Annotated in this window: 13 protein-coding genes; all 13 read right to left on the reverse strand. The window is 62.8% G+C overall.

Annotated features, from left to right (window positions below; genetic code table 11):
- Nucleotides 1–125 precede the first annotated feature (125 nt).
- The 13 genes from OK352_RS01880 to OK352_RS01940 all read right to left on the reverse strand — a co-directional run bounded on the left by OK352_RS01880 (nt 126) and on the right by OK352_RS01940 (nt 17,856).
- Complete coding sequence (locus OK352_RS01880) at nt 126–968, reverse strand: LacI family DNA-binding transcriptional regulator (protein ID WP_265139695.1); 843 nt, start codon at nt 966–968, stop codon at nt 126–128.
- A 23-nt stretch (nt 969–991) separates the two neighbouring features.
- Nucleotides 992–3,493, reverse strand: a complete 2,502-nt coding sequence (locus OK352_RS01885; protein ID WP_265139696.1) for a glycoside hydrolase family 2 protein — start codon at nt 3,491–3,493, stop codon at nt 992–994.
- 82 nt (nt 3,494–3,575) lie between these two features.
- On the reverse strand, nt 3,576–5,756 hold the full coding sequence (locus OK352_RS01890; protein WP_265139697.1) for a glycoside hydrolase family 36 protein: 2,181 nt from the start codon (nt 5,754–5,756) through the stop codon (nt 3,576–3,578).
- A 64-nt stretch (nt 5,757–5,820) separates the two neighbouring features.
- On the reverse strand, nt 5,821–6,714 hold the full coding sequence (locus OK352_RS01895; RefSeq protein ID WP_265139698.1) for an ABC transporter ATP-binding protein: 894 nt from the start codon (nt 6,712–6,714) through the stop codon (nt 5,821–5,823).
- A 2-nt stretch (nt 6,715–6,716) separates the two neighbouring features.
- The gene (locus OK352_RS01900) at nt 6,717–7,607 is read right to left on the reverse strand and encodes an ABC transporter ATP-binding protein (protein WP_265139699.1); all 891 of its coding nucleotides are present in this window, start codon (nt 7,605–7,607) and stop codon (nt 6,717–6,719) included.
- Nucleotides 7,604–8,602: an ABC transporter permease gene (locus tag OK352_RS01905; RefSeq protein ID WP_265139700.1), complete on the reverse strand. Its 999-nt coding sequence runs from the start codon at nt 8,600–8,602 to the stop codon at nt 7,604–7,606. The genes OK352_RS01900 and OK352_RS01905 overlap by 4 nt, the downstream gene beginning before the upstream one ends.
- Before the next feature lie 5 nt (nt 8,603–8,607).
- The gene (locus tag OK352_RS01910) at nt 8,608–9,597 is read right to left on the reverse strand and encodes an ABC transporter permease (RefSeq protein WP_265139701.1); all 990 of its coding nucleotides are present in this window, start codon (nt 9,595–9,597) and stop codon (nt 8,608–8,610) included.
- A 43-nt stretch (nt 9,598–9,640) separates the two neighbouring features.
- Complete coding sequence (locus OK352_RS01915; RefSeq protein WP_265139702.1) at nt 9,641–11,329, reverse strand: ABC transporter substrate-binding protein; 1,689 nt, start codon at nt 11,327–11,329, stop codon at nt 9,641–9,643.
- A gap of 280 nt (nt 11,330–11,609) precedes the next feature.
- The gene (locus OK352_RS01920) at nt 11,610–13,664 is read right to left on the reverse strand and encodes a beta-galactosidase (RefSeq protein WP_265139703.1); all 2,055 of its coding nucleotides are present in this window, start codon (nt 13,662–13,664) and stop codon (nt 11,610–11,612) included.
- A gap of 49 nt (nt 13,665–13,713) precedes the next feature.
- Nucleotides 13,714–14,643 (reverse strand): aldo/keto reductase, encoded by a 930-nt coding sequence (locus tag OK352_RS01925; protein ID WP_265139704.1) that lies wholly within the window; start codon nt 14,641–14,643, stop codon nt 13,714–13,716.
- Nucleotides 14,640–15,545 (reverse strand): carbohydrate ABC transporter permease, encoded by a 906-nt coding sequence (locus tag OK352_RS01930; protein WP_265139705.1) that lies wholly within the window; start codon nt 15,543–15,545, stop codon nt 14,640–14,642. Before OK352_RS01930 ends, OK352_RS01925 begins: the two co-directional genes overlap by 4 nt.
- Nucleotides 15,542–16,486 (reverse strand): carbohydrate ABC transporter permease, encoded by a 945-nt coding sequence (locus OK352_RS01935; RefSeq protein ID WP_265139706.1) that lies wholly within the window; start codon nt 16,484–16,486, stop codon nt 15,542–15,544. Before OK352_RS01935 ends, OK352_RS01930 begins: the two co-directional genes overlap by 4 nt.
- A 74-nt stretch (nt 16,487–16,560) precedes the next feature.
- The gene (locus OK352_RS01940) at nt 16,561–17,856 is read right to left on the reverse strand and encodes an ABC transporter substrate-binding protein (RefSeq protein WP_265139707.1); all 1,296 of its coding nucleotides are present in this window, start codon (nt 17,854–17,856) and stop codon (nt 16,561–16,563) included.
- Between the last annotated feature and the right edge of the window lie 371 nt (nt 17,857–18,227).

Consider the following 18,227-nt stretch of genomic DNA (forward strand, 5'->3'; position numbering starts at 1 on the left):
ACACCATGGTGACGTCATACTCTCGAACTCGAGTATTCAGCACCCTTCGTGCAGAAGCCCCACGCTTCATGCGAAAGTGCTTCGGCGCAACAGAATTAACCGACATACGCGTCGCGATGAGGCGATTAGGCTGCGCCCGCGCGCGTGACCAACGTCGACGCACGTTCGACAAGTCGCGGAGCCGCCACCTGCACATGTACATCCGTGTCCCCGTCAAGCACGCGCAAGAGCGCATCGGCAACCGTGAGCCCCATGTGCTGAAGATCATGGTTGAAGGCCGTAACCGGCGGATGAGCTAGCTGGCAATGCACCGAATCGTCCCAGGCCATGATCGCCACATCGCCGGGCACACTCAGCCCCCGCGCACTGAGCACCTCAAGACCGGCGAGCGCCATCACGTCGTTGTCATACAGCACAGCGGTGGGCGACTCGGGCCCATCGATCAGCTCACGCGTCGCCCGTGCCCCGTCGTCTGACGTGAAGTCCGCCTCGACACTCAGCGTGCGAATTCCGTGCTGTGCGCCCGCCTCGTCGAATGCTTCAGAACGCAGTTGGGTATGCACGTAGCGCTCAGGGCCGGTGACACGCGCGATCGCCGTGTGACCAGCATCCACCAGGTACCCAATGGCCTCACTCATGGTCTGCGCATTATGCGCGGCGACTGTCGGCAGGCCAGGGGCGTCCTCGGGACGCGCCATAATCACAGCGGGAAGCCCGTGCTCGCGCACCACTTTGAGTCGCGGGTCGTCAGGAAGCAGATCGGCGATGACCACGCCAGCAACGCTGTCGTCGCGCCGCCAGCGCTCAAGCGTGACCACTTCGTCATCGCTGCCCTGCACAACCTGCACAAGCAGCGTCAGGCCACTTTCCGCGAGTCCGTCTTCGATGCCGCGGATGACGTTCATCCAGAACGGCTCCATCGGCACACGTCGGCGCGGAACGTGCAAGCACAGGCCCACAGACTTCACGGCGCCTCCGTTCACCGGGCGCGTCACCGCGCCACCAGATCGTTCACCGAACATATCACCGGGAACCCGCAGAAGGCTCCCCCGCCCACATCCGCGGTGCCGGACACGACAAAGGTGTGGCTCTGCCCCGCCTGCAGGGTGATCAGACCGGAGTCGACCCGAGCTCCCGGCGCGATGCGGTCCGCCTGCAGCACGATGTCTTTGACAAGAGAGGATGCTGTCACAGTGACGTGCACGTCGCGTTCTCTGCGCTCACTCGTGATCGTGAGCGCAGTGCGCGACAGCGCGAGGTCACGGTCGGGGGCGAAGAACCAAAACGCCGTCTCGCCGGTTGCCGCATCGACCGAAAGGTACTCGCGAGCAGCATCCGTGACCGCGGTCACATCGTCGTCCAGGGATATCTCGGCGTGGCCGCGCGGTTCGACATCAAGATCGAGCACTTGGGTCGCGCGCGGCTCGCCGTTGACGAGCCGACGAGCGATCTCGACACGGGCACTCCACCGTTCTGCCGAGTCGTTGTGCGCGACGAGCGTCGGCCGCATCTCACTAGAGCGCGCGTCTTCTCGGGGCTGCACGGTGAGCAGCCGGTCGGAGTACACAGCGGCGAGCGCGTGCCACACCGGCTTGCGGATGCCCGCGTGATCGACGGCCGCCCAGGAGATGACGGGCCATGTGTCGTTCAGCTGCCAGACAATCGAGCCGGTGTTCAGCGGGTACAGCGACCGGAAGTGCTCGATTCCAAACCGGATCGCGTGTGCCTGATTCAGCTGCGTCGCCCAGTGCCATTCGTCGATGTCTCGCCAGGCGGGCAGATGGTCGCGGAGGCCGCGCTCGAGCTTCGCATTGCCTTGGTCGGCCTTCTGGTGCACGAGCATCTGTGCACCATTCGGGTCGAGCGGTTCGTCGTGCACGGCGCTCGTGAGTGTCGACCACGCCGGGGGACCTTGAAAGCCGAACTCCGAGGCGAAGCGTGGCGCGTAGTCGCGGTAAGCCGTGTAGTCGAGATCGTTCCACACCGTCCAGATGTGCATCGTGCCGAAGCGCTCGTCGTTCGGGTGCGCCCAACGCGAGAACGAGAACGGACTTGCGGGCGAATACGGCGTCGTCGGGTCGAGTTCGGCGACGATGCCGGGCAGAAGATCCGTGTAGTATCCCTCGCCCCAGGTGCGGTCGCCGAGCTCAGTGCGCCAGCCCCACTCGAGCCAGCCCCAGATGTTCTCGTTGCACCCGTTCCACAGGGTGATGCTGGCGTGGCGGGAGATGCGGGCCACGTTTTCGCGCGCTTCGGCCTCGACTTCGCCGCGCAGCGGGTCCTCTTCCGAGTAGGCGCCGCAGGCGAACAGGAAGTCCTGCCAGACGAGGATGCCCGCGGCCGAGCAGGCCTCGTAGAACGCGTCCTGCTCGTAGATGCCGCCGCCCCAGACGCGCAGCAGGTTCATGCCGGCGTCGACAGCGTCGCGGACGCCCTCCTGGTACATCTGCGGTGTTACACGCGCGACGAAGGTGTCGGCCGGGATCCAGTTGGCTCCGCGCACGTACACCTGCTGCTCGTTGACGCTGATCGTGAACGGGCTGCCGTGAGCGTCAGGTGCCGTGTCGATCTCGACGCGACGGAACCCGACGGGTGCCGACCATTCGGCATCGCCGCAGGTGACCGTGACGTCATAACGCGGCTGTGCACCGTGCGTGCGCGGGAACCAGAGGTCGACCGTCCCGGCGTCGACGGTGACGTGGGCCTGCGGCTGGCCGGGCTCGAGACTCGCGGATGCTGTCGCACCGGCGACGGCGACCACGACGTCCGTGCTGCCCGCAGCATCCGCCCACTCGAGGTCGACATGGGCGTCGAGTGTGCCTGTTCCGCGCGTGCCGTCGATGTCTGTCACGCTGACGAGGGGCCGAACGCCGGCAACACGTACGCCCGACCACGACTCGATGCCGATGCTCTTCCAGATGCCGCACGTCGACACATCGATGCCCCAGTCCCAGCCGAAGGTGCACGCCATGGTGCGTACGGCGTTGAACGGGTGATGCATGACGGTGGGGCGGGCACCGAGCAGCTTCTCCTGCTCGCGAGCGAACTCGATCGGTGAGCGAAAGTCGACGACGAGCTCGTTCTCGCCGTCGATGAGCAGCGACGCGATGTCGAAGCGGTAGCTGCGGTGCTGGTTCTGCGTGCGCGCGACCTCCGTGCCGTTGAGGGTGATGGTCGCGGCGGTGTCGAGCCCATCGGCGACGAGGTCATGGCGGGAGTCGCCGGTGTCGGTCCAGGTGAATCGCGCCCGGTATTGCCAGTCGCAATAGCCGATCCACTCCTGTACTTTTTCGTTGTCGCCGTCGTACGGGTCGCCGATCAGGCCTGCGTTCTGCAGGTCGAGCTGAACGGCGCCGGGGACGGACGCCGGCACGTCGCGGCCGGAGACGGCGGCGTCGATCGGGCCCGCTGTCGCTCGCAGGGTCCACTGAGCCGTGAGATTCTCACCGCCCGACACCGTCGCGGGTCGGGAGTCAAGGGTTCTGAATGTCATGCTGCGAATCTCCATTTTCGGTCGTGCTGGTTCACATCTCGACGGGGCGCCATTTTGTTCAGAGCTCACCGGAAGCGGCGTCTCACATAATGCTGATCTCCAGCACCCGCGCTGTCGACTCCGCTGTCGGAGCGGTCACATGAAGCATCCCGTCGCGTGCATCCCACTCCCAGCTCCATCCACCGGGCTTGGCAGGAAAGAACGCGCTGACGCGAAGCGATCTGCCCACAGCGTCCGGCAGAGGAATCGCCACCCGTCCGGGAGCTTCCCAGCGGCGCCAGAGGCTCAGGTATCGGTGGTTCGCTTTATGCAGGGCAAGCGCGACCCAGCCGGCGTCCCATCGCGGAAGCCCGAGCGGCCACGCCGGCTCACGCTCCGTGATGTCCTCAAGAACCCGCTTATGCGCCGTCACGGCCTCGCTCACCGCGGCGCGTTCGACGTCGCTCATGCGATTCAGATACCCGGAGAGGTACATGCGACCAAGGATGCCGTTGACCAGTGCAAACGTACGCGCCTCGTCGCTCATACCGGCCTGCGGGTACGCCCAGTTTCCCGCCTGCTCAGGGAGAACGGATGCCGGGGCGGCGGCTGAGATCGACGCGTACATCACCGGATCCTGCTGATCCGACGTCGACTGCAGGTGCAGCCGCGAGAGCATCGCGTAGTCCATTCTCATCGCGCCCGACGCGCAGTTCTCGATGAGCAGGTCAGGATGGCGTGCCTGCACGTCATCAAGCCAGTCGAGAAGCGCCCGAGAATGCTCGAGAAGACCCTGACCAGGAGACGTTCCGCCCTGATCGGTGCCGGGCCCGGTCATGGTGTTCTCGTCCATTTTGATGAACCCGATGCCGAAGTCGGTAACGAGCCGGTCGACAACAGAATCGACGTGTGCCCGCGCTGCGGGATGGCGAAGATCGAGCAGGTGGCGCCCGTGCTCAGCAATACGGACGCCCGCCCGTGAGAAGAATGCGTCGTCCGGCAGGGTGCGCGCGAGCGGAGATCTGATTCCGATCACCTCGGGTTCAAGCCAGAGTCCTGGCACCATTCCGCGCGATCTGATGTGCTCCGTGACCTCGGCGAGACCGCCAGGGAAGCGCGCGTGCGACGGTTCCCACTCGCCGACGCCATCCCACCAGCTGCCGTCCGCATACCAGCCCGCATCAATGCAGAAATAGTCGGCTCCAGCGTGTGCCGCGGCATCGACGAGGGGAGTGAGCGCCTCGGTGGAGGGATTACCCATGAGGGTGTTCATGTAGTCGTTGAAGATGACAGGGAGGGTCGCGTCGATGTCTCGTTGCCGTCGAAGGCATCGTCGCTGATCAGTCATCGCCCGCAGAGCGTCGTGGACAGTCCCCTCGGCAACGGCCACTGATGCCGGCACGGTGTGAAACGTCTCGCCGGGGAAGAGAGCTGTGCTCCACTGATGCTCTTGGTCGGTGGGCCCGGAGAGCAGCAGATAGGCGCCGAAGCGATTCTCGCCGAGTTCGGCGAGCCACGGACCGTTGTGTTCGACCTGCCAGGCAAGTGCGTGTCGTCCGGCGCTCGAGGCGAGGGCACCGGTCGGGGCCTTCTCGCCACTGGACCAGGACCCTCGGTTCGCGAACACCGCACGACTGCGCGGGGGCTGATGCTGCACATCGCGATCGATCCGGGCAAGTCCCGCGTCGCGCAGTGACTCGACGCACCATCGGCTTTCGGCAACCCAGTCGTTGTCGGCGTGCGCTACGACGAACGCGTCAACGTCTGCCGACACGACGTGGCCGTCGACGAGCTCACCGGCATCGGCAAGGAACGATCCCGTTGCGAAACTCGAAACGAAGTCGAGAACGATCGTCTGGGCCGTGCCCCGGTCTCGTGTGACTTCCGTCCAGGTGCGGAATGCGGCTGCCCCGTCGTGTGCCTCGAAGATGCTCGAGATGTGCAGACCGCGCTCTCGATCGACCTGTTGAATCCGGAGTCGATGCACACCAGCATCCATCGACTCGTCATGCGTTTTGTAGCGAAGACTCGTGCCGACGATCGTATCGACATGGCGAAAGCTGCCGGGGAACCGGCCATGGCCGAACGCTGTCAGCTCGACGAGCGGCTGTTCGCGGGCTGCCGCGTCGTCAATGGCGGCCGCGTGGTGTGCGAACGCCGAACTCGCCTCGGCGTGGCCTGCTCCCCGCGGAAGCGCACCGATCGATAACACAGAGACCGGGCCGTCCTGTGGCGCAGAGAAGGCGATCGCCATGGACGGCGTCGTCCAGGTGAAGTCAGTCATGAGTGCCAATCGGTGTCGATGAAATGCGCGTGGTGCGCGTGTTGTTCCTGCTGCCACGCAAGACTCAGGCGGGAACGCGGGCCTCGGATTCTTCCCATTCGCCCGTGAAGTGGTTGAAGCACACGGTGTTGTCCAGTGTCGAGCGGTCCGGCGCGGCCTCGGAGCTGACGACCTTCCCCAGCTTCTCGGGGTCAGGTGCAGCAAGCGCAAGCAGTCGCGTGTAATCGTGATGGGGATCGAGAATCACGTCATCGGATGGCCCGCGCTCGACGACACGTCCCTTGTAGAGCACGAGAATCTCATCTGAGAAGTGTCGTGCCGTTGCGAGATCGTGGGTGATGTAGAGCACGGCGAGGTTGTCTTCGCGCTGCAGGCGGCCCAAGAGGTTCAAGACGCCCAGCCGGATCGACACGTCGAGCATCGACACCGGTTCGTCAGCAATCACCACTCCGGCGCCGGGCGCGAGCGCTCGGGCGATGGCAACACGCTGCCGCTGCCCGCCCGAGAGTTCATGCGGGCGCCGCTGGGCGAACTCCTCGGGAGGTTCCAGATTCACGCGATCGAGCATCTCAAGGACCCGAGACGCCGTTGCAGCCGACCCTTTCGTGACACGGTGAATCGACAGCGGCCGCGCAATGTGATGCTCAATCGAGTGGAACGGGTTGAGTGAAGCGAACGGGTCCTGGAACACCATCTGCACGTGACGGCGATACAAGCGGTTGGGGACGGTCGCGCCGTCATCGAGTGTCGCGGCGATGGTTCCGCTCGTCGGCGAATCCAGCCGCGCAAGGATGCGTGCAATCGTTGACTTGCCCGAACCTGATTCTCCTACGAGAGCGATGGTGCGCCCGGGGAGCAGATCGAATGAGACGTTGTCAACAGCGCGGAACTTTCTGCGCACGATCCCCTTGCGCACGCTGAAGTCTTTCACCAGGTTTTCGACATGGATGCTGGTCATGATCAAAGCTCCTCTTCCGGGTCGTCGATCCCTGTTCTGATGAAGGCTCCACGTGAGCCGCTCAGGCTCGGGAACGAGCCGAGAAGCTTGCGCGTGTACGGATGCTGCGCGTGTCTGTAAAGCGTGTCTGCGCGTTCGAGTTCGACAATCTCTCCTTGCAGCATGACGGCGATCCGGTCGCTCACTTCAAGGAGAAGCGGCAGGTCGTGGGTGATGAAGATCACAGCGAAGCCGAGTTCGTCGCGAAGCCGGAGGATCTCGCGAAGGATGTCCCGCTGCACGACAACGTCGAGAGCGGTTGTCGGTTCGTCCATGATCATGACCTGCGGCTCGAGGATCATGGCCATGGCGATCATGACGCGCTGCCGCATTCCTCCTGAGAACTCATGCGGATAGGCGTTGAGCCGTTCAGGATCGACGCCAACGCGCGCGAGAGCGTCAGCCGCCCGTTGCCTACGCTCACCGCGAGAGAGGCCAGGGCGATGGGTGGTGAGGACGTCCTCCAACTGCGCCCGAATGGAGATGACCGGGTTGAGCGCGTTCATCGCGCCCTGGAACACCATCGACAGCTTCGACCAGCGGAACGAGCGCATGTCTTCATCGCCGAGCTCCAGAAGATCGATGTCTCCCGCGTCCCTATCGGCGAAGATGACGCTTCCCGTCGAGATTCGCGCAGGTGGCCGATGCAGACGGTTGATCGCGTAGGCGAGCGTTGTCTTGCCGCATCCTGATTCTCCGGCAAGGCCGAGGACTTCGCCCTCGCCGAGATCGAAGCTCGCGTGCTTGACCGCTTCGACGGGCTGGTCGACTTCGTAGACGACGGAGATATCGCGCACGGACAGCACGGTGCGGCGGTCGGTCTCCACGTGGATGTTCGCCAGGGTGTCGGTCATCGGTCGTCCTTCCCCGCACGAAGTCGGCGAGCTACGGCGCGTGCACGTTTTCTGTGGAGGCGCACATTTTTCAGCTTCGGATTGATGATCTCGTCAATGGAGAAGTTGACGAGTGAGAGTCCCATGCCGAAAAGCGCGATGATGAGGCCGGGCGGGACAAACCACCACCAGGCACCGAGAGGAAGCGCAAATCCATTTTGCGCATAGAACAGCATCGTTCCGAGTGTTGACGAGTTCGAGGCGCCGAGGCCGAGGAACGACAGCCCCGCTTCCCCGAGGATCGCCGCGATCACAGCGAATACGAACTGGGACGCGAGGACGGGCAGCAGATTCGGCAGAATCTCGACGGCGATCACACGCCAGGCTCGCTCGCCGGCGACTCGGGATGCTGCAACATAATCGCGACTTCTGATTGACAGCGTCTGGGCGCGCAGCACACGAGCCGCACCGGCCCAGCTGGTGATCGCAAGCACAACGGCGATCGTCCAGAGACCGCGCGCCGCGGGAGGCACAAAACCCGAAATGACGATCACGAGGGGAAGGCCAGGAATCACGAGGAACACGTTGGAGATGAGCGAGAACGTCTCGTCGGCGAATCCGCCGATGTAGGTTCCGAGAATTCCGAAGAGTGCCGAGAAGATGGTGGCGAGCACGCCGACGATCAGGCCGATCTCGAGCGATCCGCGCGTGGCATAGGCCAGTTGTGCGAAGACATCCTGGCCTGTTTGAGTCGTTCCGAGGATGTGCTCGCTCGAGGGCCCGCGCAAACCGATGTCGCGAATCGTCGTCGGGTCCATCACGAAAAGCGGTCCGAGTACGCCGAACAGCGTGATGCCGACGATCAGCACCAGCCCGACGACGAGCCACGGCGTCAGCGTCGGAAGCATCATGCGCAGCGCCGAGCGCCGCGGCGGTTTCGCACTGCCGATGGCAAGCGCCATCTGCTTGGTCGAATCTGCCTTCTCGCGGACGGTGGATTGTCTGAGATTCGTCATCGTGATCAGCTCCGAGCTCGAGTTCGAGGATCGATGACCCCATAGAACAGGTCGACGATCAGGTTCGCGCCGAGAACGGCAAGGGTGATATAGAGGAAGATCCCCTGCATGAGCGCGTAGTCGTTGTTCGTCACGGCGCTGAGAAGTTTGGACCCGATTCCGGGGTAGGAGAATACCTGCTCGGTGACAATGGACCCGGACACGACGAATCCGAGGGAGATCGCGAACCCGGCGACCGAGGGAAGCACCGCGTTCCGCGCGGCGTAGGTTCTGAGGATGCGCCCGCTGCGCAGCCCCTTCGCCTGCGCGGTGAGAATGTAATCCTCAGAGAGTGTCGACACCATCATGTTTCGCATGCCGAGCAGCCAACCGCCGAGTGAGGCGATGACGATCGTGAGAGCCGGCAAGAACCCGTACCTGATGGATGAGCCGATGAACTCAGCATTCCAGCCGGGAGTCAGCACCACATCGTATCCACCTTGGGACGGCAGAATATGCATCGTCGTCGCGAAGAAGTACACGAAGATCAGCGCGAGCCAGAAGTACGGCACGGCGGCGAGCAGCGTGGTGGCAGGAACGAGCGAATCGAGCCAGGTGCCCGGCTTCCATCCGGCGAACGCGCCGAGTCCGACACCGATCATCGTCGCAATGACTGTAGAGATCCCGACGAGCATAATGGTCCACGGGAGCGACTGCCCGATCACCTCCGTCACCGGAGCCGGAAAGTAGGTGACTGATGTTCCGAGGTCTCCTCGCAGCACGTTGCCCAAATACTGAATGTATTGCACGATCACGGGCTGCGAGGAGTCCCCGCCAAGGAGAAGCTCTAGCGCATGACGCGTTGACGCGTTGACTGTCCCACCACGCTGCTGCAATTTTGCGAGCAGGATATCGATCGGGTTTCCGGGCATGAGACGAGGAATGATGAAGTTCAGCGTCAGTGCCGCCCAGAGAGCGACCGCATAGAAGCCGAGCTTGCGCAGGTAATAGTTCATACTGCTGCCCTCCGCGCCATTCTGAGCTCCTCCTTGGCCGCCATCACTCAGCCGTCGGTTTCAGCGCTTTGAATACCTCGGCGTTGTCGGGCGACTGCCAGACGGCAGGGAAGGCATACAGGTTGTCGAGTGTCGGCCAGCCGGTGAACTTCTCGACATTGAATTCACTCGTAGTACCACCCGTCATAATCGGGATGTACGGCATGTCCTCGACGATCTTTTTCTGGATAATGTCGAACTGCTCCTGTCGCGCGTCAACATCGTCCGGGTTCGTGCTCTTGAGGATCGCGAGCGCGTCGTCCACAGCCTTGTCGCTATACCGGCTGATATTGACGGGAGCAGCCTTGCCGACTTCTGCGGTGTTGGTTGTCGAGAAGTAGTTGTTATAGAGGTAGTAGGGATCGTTTGCTGGCCCTTGGCCGAGCGAGTCGATGACCAGCTCGAATTTGCCCTTCGACTTTTTGTTTGTCCACTCGTTCCATGACGATTGTGACGCGATTAGCTCAATTCCGACGTCCTCCAGCTGCTGGGTCATCGTGTCAATGGCGGTGATGTAGTCCGTCCATCCGGTGACGACCTCGACGGTGAGGCTCAGCTTGACGCCGTCTTTCGCGTAGATTCCATCAGAACCCTTGGTGTAACCGGCATCCTCGAGAATCGTCGCCACTTTGTCGGTGTCAGGCGTGTCCGGAGCGATCTGCTCCTTGATCGAGTCAGAGATGAGGTCGCCCTGCGCCTCCGGCAAGGCGAAGGTCGGCGATACATCACTGGCGGTGCCTTGGAAGGCCAGCGAGTTGAGCTGGTCACGGTCGATCGCGTAGTAGATCGCCTTGCGGACGGCAGGGTCGGTCTGCGGACCGGTGCAGCCAAGGTCGGTGTTCGAGCAGGTCAACAGTGCCATCTGATTCATCGGGACGGTGATGGCGTCGTAGCCGGGGTAGGTCTTCGAGATGTTTTCGATGTCCGGGACGGGGCCTGTCTGCCAATCGATGGAGCCTGCGGCAAGTGCGTCGGCACCTGCGGTGTTGCCAGAGAGTGAGAGGTAGCGGACCGTCTTTACCTTTGGCTCGCCATCCCAGTAGTCCGGGTTCGCCGTCAGGGTGAATGCCTGTGGTTTGAAGTTCCCGAGGGTGTATGCACCGGTACCGACCGGGTCCCCCACCACGTCAGTCGTCGGATCGATGTCTTTCCAGATGTGCTCGGGGACGATCGGGGCCTTTCCCAGGATATTTGGCCCGTCGACGAACGCGGGGTGTTCGAATGTGAAGGTCACGTGCGTGTCATCGACTTTCTCAACGACTCCGTCAAATCCGATGCCGTTGATCGCCGGCACGTCCGTCAGCATCGTGAACGTGTAGACGACGTCATCAGCGCTGAATGCTTCACCGTCGGACCAGGTGACGCCATCACGCAGGGTGACGTCGAGTTCCGTTCCGTCATCGTTCCACGAGTACTCCGTCCCGAGGAGCGGCTTGTACGGGTCGGAGTTGACCTGAGTCACGAAGAAGAGCGACTCGAAGATTGTCCCGACCCCACCGATATTCGTCGGTGAATACGGGTTGAAGTTGATCTGGTAGTCGCCCGCCTGCCCGGTGTACGCGACCAGAGTTGCACCACTCGATCCGCCGTCGGCGGAGCTGGATGACGAGCACCCTGTGAGGGCAAGAAGAGCAACGGATAGGGAGGCAACGGCAACGCCGGCCTTCTTCCGCCACGGTGATTTCAGGGACATCATTGGACCTTTCATCGAGAGACCGTCACGGTGCAGTGACGGCGGGTTGTGGATTGCGACTCAACGAGGAATCGCAATCGTCATGTACTTTCTTAGAAGACTTTATTATGTCTGTCAAGTAACTTTTTGACCACGGTGGTGAACCTCGCTGCTGAGGTTGCACCGCCTTGTATGCTCGAGGAAACTCCCGCTCATTCGGCAGAATTGAACGGCAATCAGCCAGAACGAGCGGATGCGGTTGCGATGGGCGCCTCCATGTCGTCGCCGTGCAGCATGACGATCACGTCTGGTGAAGCACCTGTTCCTCCTCCAGCGTCCATTCGCGTGAAGATTCGCGAATCACGGCGACCGAGCCGGGTGGCAAGGAGAATGCGTCAGTCTCGGGCCCGATAGTCGTTCCTGAGATCAGCTCGTCGCCGGCCCCTGAAACAGTCACGGGGGCGGTGCCGTGATGGAGGAGGAACAGATAGTCTCCGCGAGCGCCACGTCTGCGCACGGCTTCAACGCCGAGCGCCGATGCACCCGGAAGCACCTCAGCGATACCCAGCTCGTCACAAAGAGCCGCGTAGAACGCGTCACGTGACTGCTGGGTGAGCCGCGTTGACAGATACGTCGCGGTTCCCGCGCCGACGGTGTTGCGGGTCACCGCGGGCATGCCGGCCAGGGTACCGGCGCTGTACTCGGCGACAGGTACCGCCCCCTCGGAGTGCACACGTTCCGACCACAGCTCACCCTGGAGCGCACCGCTGAGTTCCACAGTTTCACCGTCGTGGAGCGGGCGGATCTCTTCCACGCGCACCCCAAGGAGTTCGCGAAGCCTCCCCGGGTAGCCACCAGTGATGACACTCTGGTTCAGATCGGCAACCCCCGAGAAGAATTGCACGACGAGCTGACCGCCCGATGTGACGTACGCGGACGCCCAGGCGGCAGCATCCTCACTCATCGCGAACATGCTCGGGACGATCACCAGCCGGTAACGACTCACATCATCTCCAGCCCGCACGAAGTCGACGGAGACCCCGCTCCTCCAGAACGCCCGGTGGGTTGCTCGTACTTCTTCCGAGTACGACAGGGCATCATTGGGCAAGTGCGGGGTCTCGGTCGACCACCATCCCTCGGCGTCCCACACGATCGCAACGTCAGACTCGATAAGCCGCCCGTCGACGGGCGGCTCGGCCACCTCGCTGATCGCCTCAAGGATGCCGCCGAGCTCAATGACGGCGTCGAACGCACGCGAGGAACCTCCGGCGTGCGGGACGAGAGCGCCGTGCCAGAACTCGGACCCTCCGGCCGAGGCGCGCCACTGAAAGAACAGCGAGCTCTGCGAGCCGCGAGCGATGTATCCCAGGGAATTGCGGATCATGCGGTCCGGCTCCTTGAGGATTGTCCGATCACCCATACGAATCCCCGTCGCGTTCTGCTCCATGAGAAGCCATGGTCCGTGCGCCCACGATCGCGTGAGATCGGCTCCATACGCGACATGCGTCTCGCCGTCCGGTCCATCGGTGTCGAGATAGTGGTCAATCGACACGGCGTCCTGCGCCGCGCTCCATGACCACTGCTCGAGATGATTCCAGGTCGGCAGCATGAAGTTCGTCGTCACGGGGGCGTGGGAACCGGATGCTTCGATCTCGGCCTTCTGCTCGCTGAACGCGGCGAGCATTTCGTCGGAATTGAACCGTTTGAAATCGACAGCCTGCGCGGGGTTGTGGAGGTATTGAGTTGCTCGAGGGGGAAGGACGTCCTCCCAGTCACTGTATCTTTGCGACCAGAATGCCGTGGTCCAGGCCGTATTGAGATCGTCGAGAGTGCCGTACTTGGCTCGAAGCCAGCGGCGGAAGGCAACGGCAGCGTGTGGGCCGTAGTCGATCGTTCCGTACTCATTGTGCACGTGCCAGCCCCGAAGGCCGGGATGATGCCCGTAGCGCTCGGCGAGGAAGCGCGCGATGGAACGAGACGCTGCGCGGTACGCCGGTGCGCTGATAGCATAGGTGTCTCGCGAACCGTGACTGAGCTGCGTGCCATCGGAGCGGACGGGCAGAGCATCCGGGTGCACCCGGGTGAACCACGGCGGAGGGGACGCTGTCGGAGTCGCGAGAAAGAACCCGATGCCCGCGTCGTGCAGCTGATCGATGATCTCGTCGAGCCAACCGGCTTCGTACTCGCCTTCGCGAGGCTCAAGCATCGCCCACGAGAAGATGCCGATGCTCACTGTGTTGATGCGGGCGCTGCGCATCAGTTCAATGTCTTCTGCCCAGACCTCGCGAGGCCACTGTTCGGGATTGTAATCGCCGCCATAGAGGAGACGGCCCGGATTGTATTGCTGGTCTGCCATGGTCTGCTTTCTGCTCGTGGTGGTGCGCGTCTGCGTTGCTCGCTGCCCGTTATCGCTCATCCGCCCCCAGTTGATGGGCGCGAGGGGGCAGCGCTCGCTCGAGTTCGGGCCAGACATCGTCGTCCACGCTCAGCGATGCCCACTCGATGAGCCGCGCAATGTGCGACGCCGTTGACGCACCGACGATGGTCGCGGAGATTCGGGGATCCCGAAGGCTGAGTCCAAGAGCGAGTGCGCCGACGGGGGCACCGTGCGCACGTGCGATATCGCGGATGCGGAGGACGGCACTGCGCTGCACCTCATTGACCTCGCGGTAGTGGTAGCTGCCAACCGGGCCTTCGTCGGCAGTCAGAGCGCCTCCGCCGAAGGGCGCGGCGTTGAAGACGCCGATGTGGCGCTCTGCGCACGCGTCAAGGAGTGCCTCCGCCGATCGATCGAGAAGCGTGTACCTGTTGTGGGTGACGACCAACTCGAATTCGCCCGTCTCGATGAAACGCTGAAGCAGCCCGACGGGACCCCCGGCGACGCCGATGTGCTTGATCACGCCTGCATCCCGAAGGGCCACGAGAGCGCGAACGGGCCCCGAACGCCCCATCGCGTCATCGAAGGTGATGCGCTCGGGATCGTGGAGGTGAACGACCGGCAGAACATCGAGCCCGAGCCTCTCGCGTGATTCGTCAACAGATGCGCGCACGCGATCACCGGTAAAATCGGTGCTCGCTGCGAGGGGGTCCGCCTTCGTGAAGACCTGGATGCCCTGGTTCCTTCGCTCAGCGAGGACCGTGCCCACGTAGCGTTCAGCGAGCCCGTAGCCGTTGCTCGTGTCCCAGTCTCGCAGTCCGGCATCAGCCGCAGCGCGCAGAGCAGTTCTCGCCATGTGCGCATCGCCGCCCTGGCCAATCCCCGACGTTCCGAAAACCAGCGGACCACAGTCAAGCCCCGTCGCTCCGAGCGTCCGCCGTTCTGCGATGTCTGTCATCCCTTCAGCCCGCCGCTCACGAGATCGAGTCGCCAGTATCGCTGAAGCACGAGCATCATGATGATCAGCGGAATGATCGAGACGGCCGCACCGATGATCGCGAGGCTGTACAGCGACGGAGTGCCCGATCCTTTGGACAGCAACGTGTACAGCCCCACGGTCAGCGGGTATTTCGATTCGTCGGAGAGCATGATGAACGGGAGCAGGAAGTTGTTCCAGATTCCGACGAACTGCAAAAGGAAGATCGTAACCATTCCCGGAACCATCATGGGAAGAGCAACCGACGTGAAGATGCGCACGTCTCCCGCCCCGTCAATGCGTGCGGCCTCCATCGTCTCGGATGGAATTGCTGACGAGGCGTAGACGCGGGCGAGGAAGATTCCGAACGGTGAGATCAGGCACGGCAGCAGCACAGACCAGTATGATCCCGCGAGACCGATCTTGGACATCAGCAGGTATTGAGGGATTGCGAGAGTGATGCCGGGCAGAAGAACTCCGGCCAGGATCGCGTAGAACCAGACCTGGCGACCAGGAAACTGGAACTTTGCGAGTGCGTAGCCGGCCATTGTCGAGATCAGCGTCGACAGCACAGCTCCAAATCCGGCGAAGATGAGGCTGTTCCACGCCCATAGACCGAAGAGCCCGCCTCCGTACGAGAACAGGTCGGAGATGTTCTGCAGCAGCCCCGTTCCCGGCAGGAAGGTGAGTGTGGTGAACAGCTCCGAGTTCGACTTTGTCGAGGCGACGAGAACCCAGAGCACAGGCACGAGGCAGTAGACAGCACCGAGGAGCAAAACGGCCGACCCGACGAGCGGGCGCCGTGCCGCGCGTCTGCGCTGTTCGTGCCGCCCAGAATCGCGCACAATGCGCACTGATGACGACGTCTCGGTGGCCGCGGTCATTGTCCTTCTCCAAACGCTTGCTTCTGGGTGATGCGGAGCAGCACGATCGAGACGACGAGCGTTCCCAGTGCGAGAACCACGGACGAGGCCGCGGCGAGCGAGAGGTCGTCGCGTGCGAAGGCATCCCGGTAGATCTTCATGAGCGGAACCCACGTCTGCGAGATCTCGTTGGTCATCGGCCGAAGGGTCATCGGCTCTCCATATACCTGCAGGGTGCCGATCAGCGAGAACAGTCCGGTCAGGACCAGCGCGGGAGCGACGAGTGGGATCTTGATGCGCAAGGCGATGTCCCACTCACTCGCGCCGTCGATGCGGGCAGCCTCGTGCATTTCATTCGGGATGCCGCGGAGCGACGTGTAGATGATGATCATGTTGAACCCGACACCGCCCCAGATCGCGATGTTCGCCACAGCGGGGAAGAGCGCTCCTCCCGTCAGGACCTCGACGTCGGGGATGCCCAGATTGTTCAGCACCCAGTTCAAAGGACTCGTCGACGGGAGATAGAGGAACCCCCAGAGCAGAGAAGCGATGACTCCGGGAACCGCGTAGGGAATGAAGATCGCAACCCGCGAGAATCGCGCGGCTCGCACTCTCGGGAGATCGAGCAGCAACGCGAACAACAGAGCGAGACCGAGTGTCACCGGGACCGCGATCACTCCGTAGATCGCGAGACGCCCGAACCCCGCGAGAAACTCGGAATCGGTGAATGTCGCGATGTAGTTCTCGAAACCGGCCCAGGTTTCCTCCCGCACCCCGAACGGTCCCCCACCGGTGACTTTCATCGCGCGGAAGCTCAAATACAGCGCATAGAGGATCGGGATCGCAAGGAACACGACAAAGAGAACTCCGGCCGGTGTCAGGAATGCGTAAGGAACGGCCCATCGGCGGGCGGGTTTCGATCGCCTCAAGCGAGGCGTTTGCGTACGGACGTCAACGGTCATTGCTTTTCTCCACGCAGACGGTGATCAATGCAGACAGGGCTCGGATGCTGGTGCGCACACCAACGGCCAGGCCACTACTCGGCTGTGACCGTGAAGCCTTCGGACTCCATGTCATCGACGACGACCTTCTCTGTCTTCGTCAAAGCATCCCGGAGCGGCGTGCCATCGGTGACCGCCGCTGACATCGCGTCCTGGAATGCCGTGGACGCAACGTTCACGTTCGGACCCCAGCTGATCTCGGGGATCGTGTTTGCTGCGATCTCGGCCGCGATCTTCCAGTAGTCGTCCTGCTGCGGCATAAACGTCGGCGGGTCGCTCTCGAGGGTGAGTTCCTGACCCTGAAGCGATGCCGGGTACTGTCCCTCTCGAATCTGAATTTTCAGAGCTTCGTCGGCCGTTGCCATCCACGAGGCGAACTCAGCTGCCGCCTCGACGTGCTTTGATGACGACGTCACCACGGCCGCCGAACCGCCCTGGAACGCGACAGCGGATTCACCCTCGGTCCACTGCGGGAGCGGGGCCATAGCCCAATCGCCGGCCATGTCACCGGCGACGCCGTTGAGCACGCCTGCAGCCCAAAGCCCGGCCGGCCACGAAAGGACCTTGCCGTCATTGAGCTCGGCGTTCCATTCCGGTGTGAGAAGCGGCTCGGCGAGAACGAGGTCTCGATCGATGAGATCTTGCCAGTAGTCAGCGACGGCCACCGACTTCTCGTCGTCGAAGTTGACGGTCCACTCGTCTCCGTCGACGGACCACCACTCTGCTCCAGCCTGCTGAGCGAACCCGGCAAAGCCGCCGAACTCAGCCGGAGCGAACGTTGTGATGTAGGTGTCGGGGTCAGCGTCGTGGACCTTCTGCGCAGCATCAGCGAACTCGGCCCACGTCGTCGGCACGTCGATCCCGAGCTCATCGAACCGAGCCTTGTTGTAGGTGAGTGCCTGGGGCCCGGCATCCTGCGGCACACCGTAGCTTGTGCCGTCAAACGTGGCCTGACTCCATACGCCCGGGGCGAAGTCGTCGGAGAGGTCGGAGATCTGATCGCTGATGTCAATTGCGACGCCCGCAACGATCATTGCGGGCAACGTGTTGTACTCGACGAGCGCAACGTCGGGAGCGTTTCCTGCGCGCGTCGCCGTGACCAATTTGGCCGAGGAGTCCGAGCCGCCCCCGGCATCCGTGTGCTTGACCTGGATATCAGGATGGGACGCGTTCCAGGCGTCGACGAGGGGCTTCTGCGATGTTCCCCAGGCCCAGTATTCAATGGTGACTGGGCCATCTGAGGCACCGTCACCTGATGCCGCGGAACACCCGGAGAGGGCGAGCGCGGCAGCGGCGAGTACGGCGGGGGCCATGAACTGAGAGGTGCGCATGGAGCATCTCCTTCGATGCGTTGTCTTTGGAAGGCGACCGGATGCAGTTGAAGCCGCCCGTCGCGTTTCTACGTATGTGCAGTCCGAGTGAGCTCTCCATCCCGCTTGTGACGGAACGTTGAACACCCTCTCTTGGGAGAGAAGACCTCGGTGCCGACAATAGTTACACAGTGAAACTATCTCCGTCAAGGGTTCTGCGTCGAAACGTTTGCACAAATCGCCGAAACCGTGACCCACGCCGCCCAGCGACGCCCTGCGAAATTGTGCGATTGACGCGACTTGGCGAGGGTGCGGGTGCTTCGCTGATCATGACAGCGTTAGTATCAGGCTGAAACAGTGCTGTGGCAGCAGTGGTGCTGCCCACCACATGA

Origin of the sequence: Microbacterium sp. MPKO10 (assembly GCF_026107415.2) — a bacterium.
Classification (GTDB): domain Bacteria; phylum Actinomycetota; class Actinomycetes; order Actinomycetales; family Microbacteriaceae; genus Paramicrobacterium.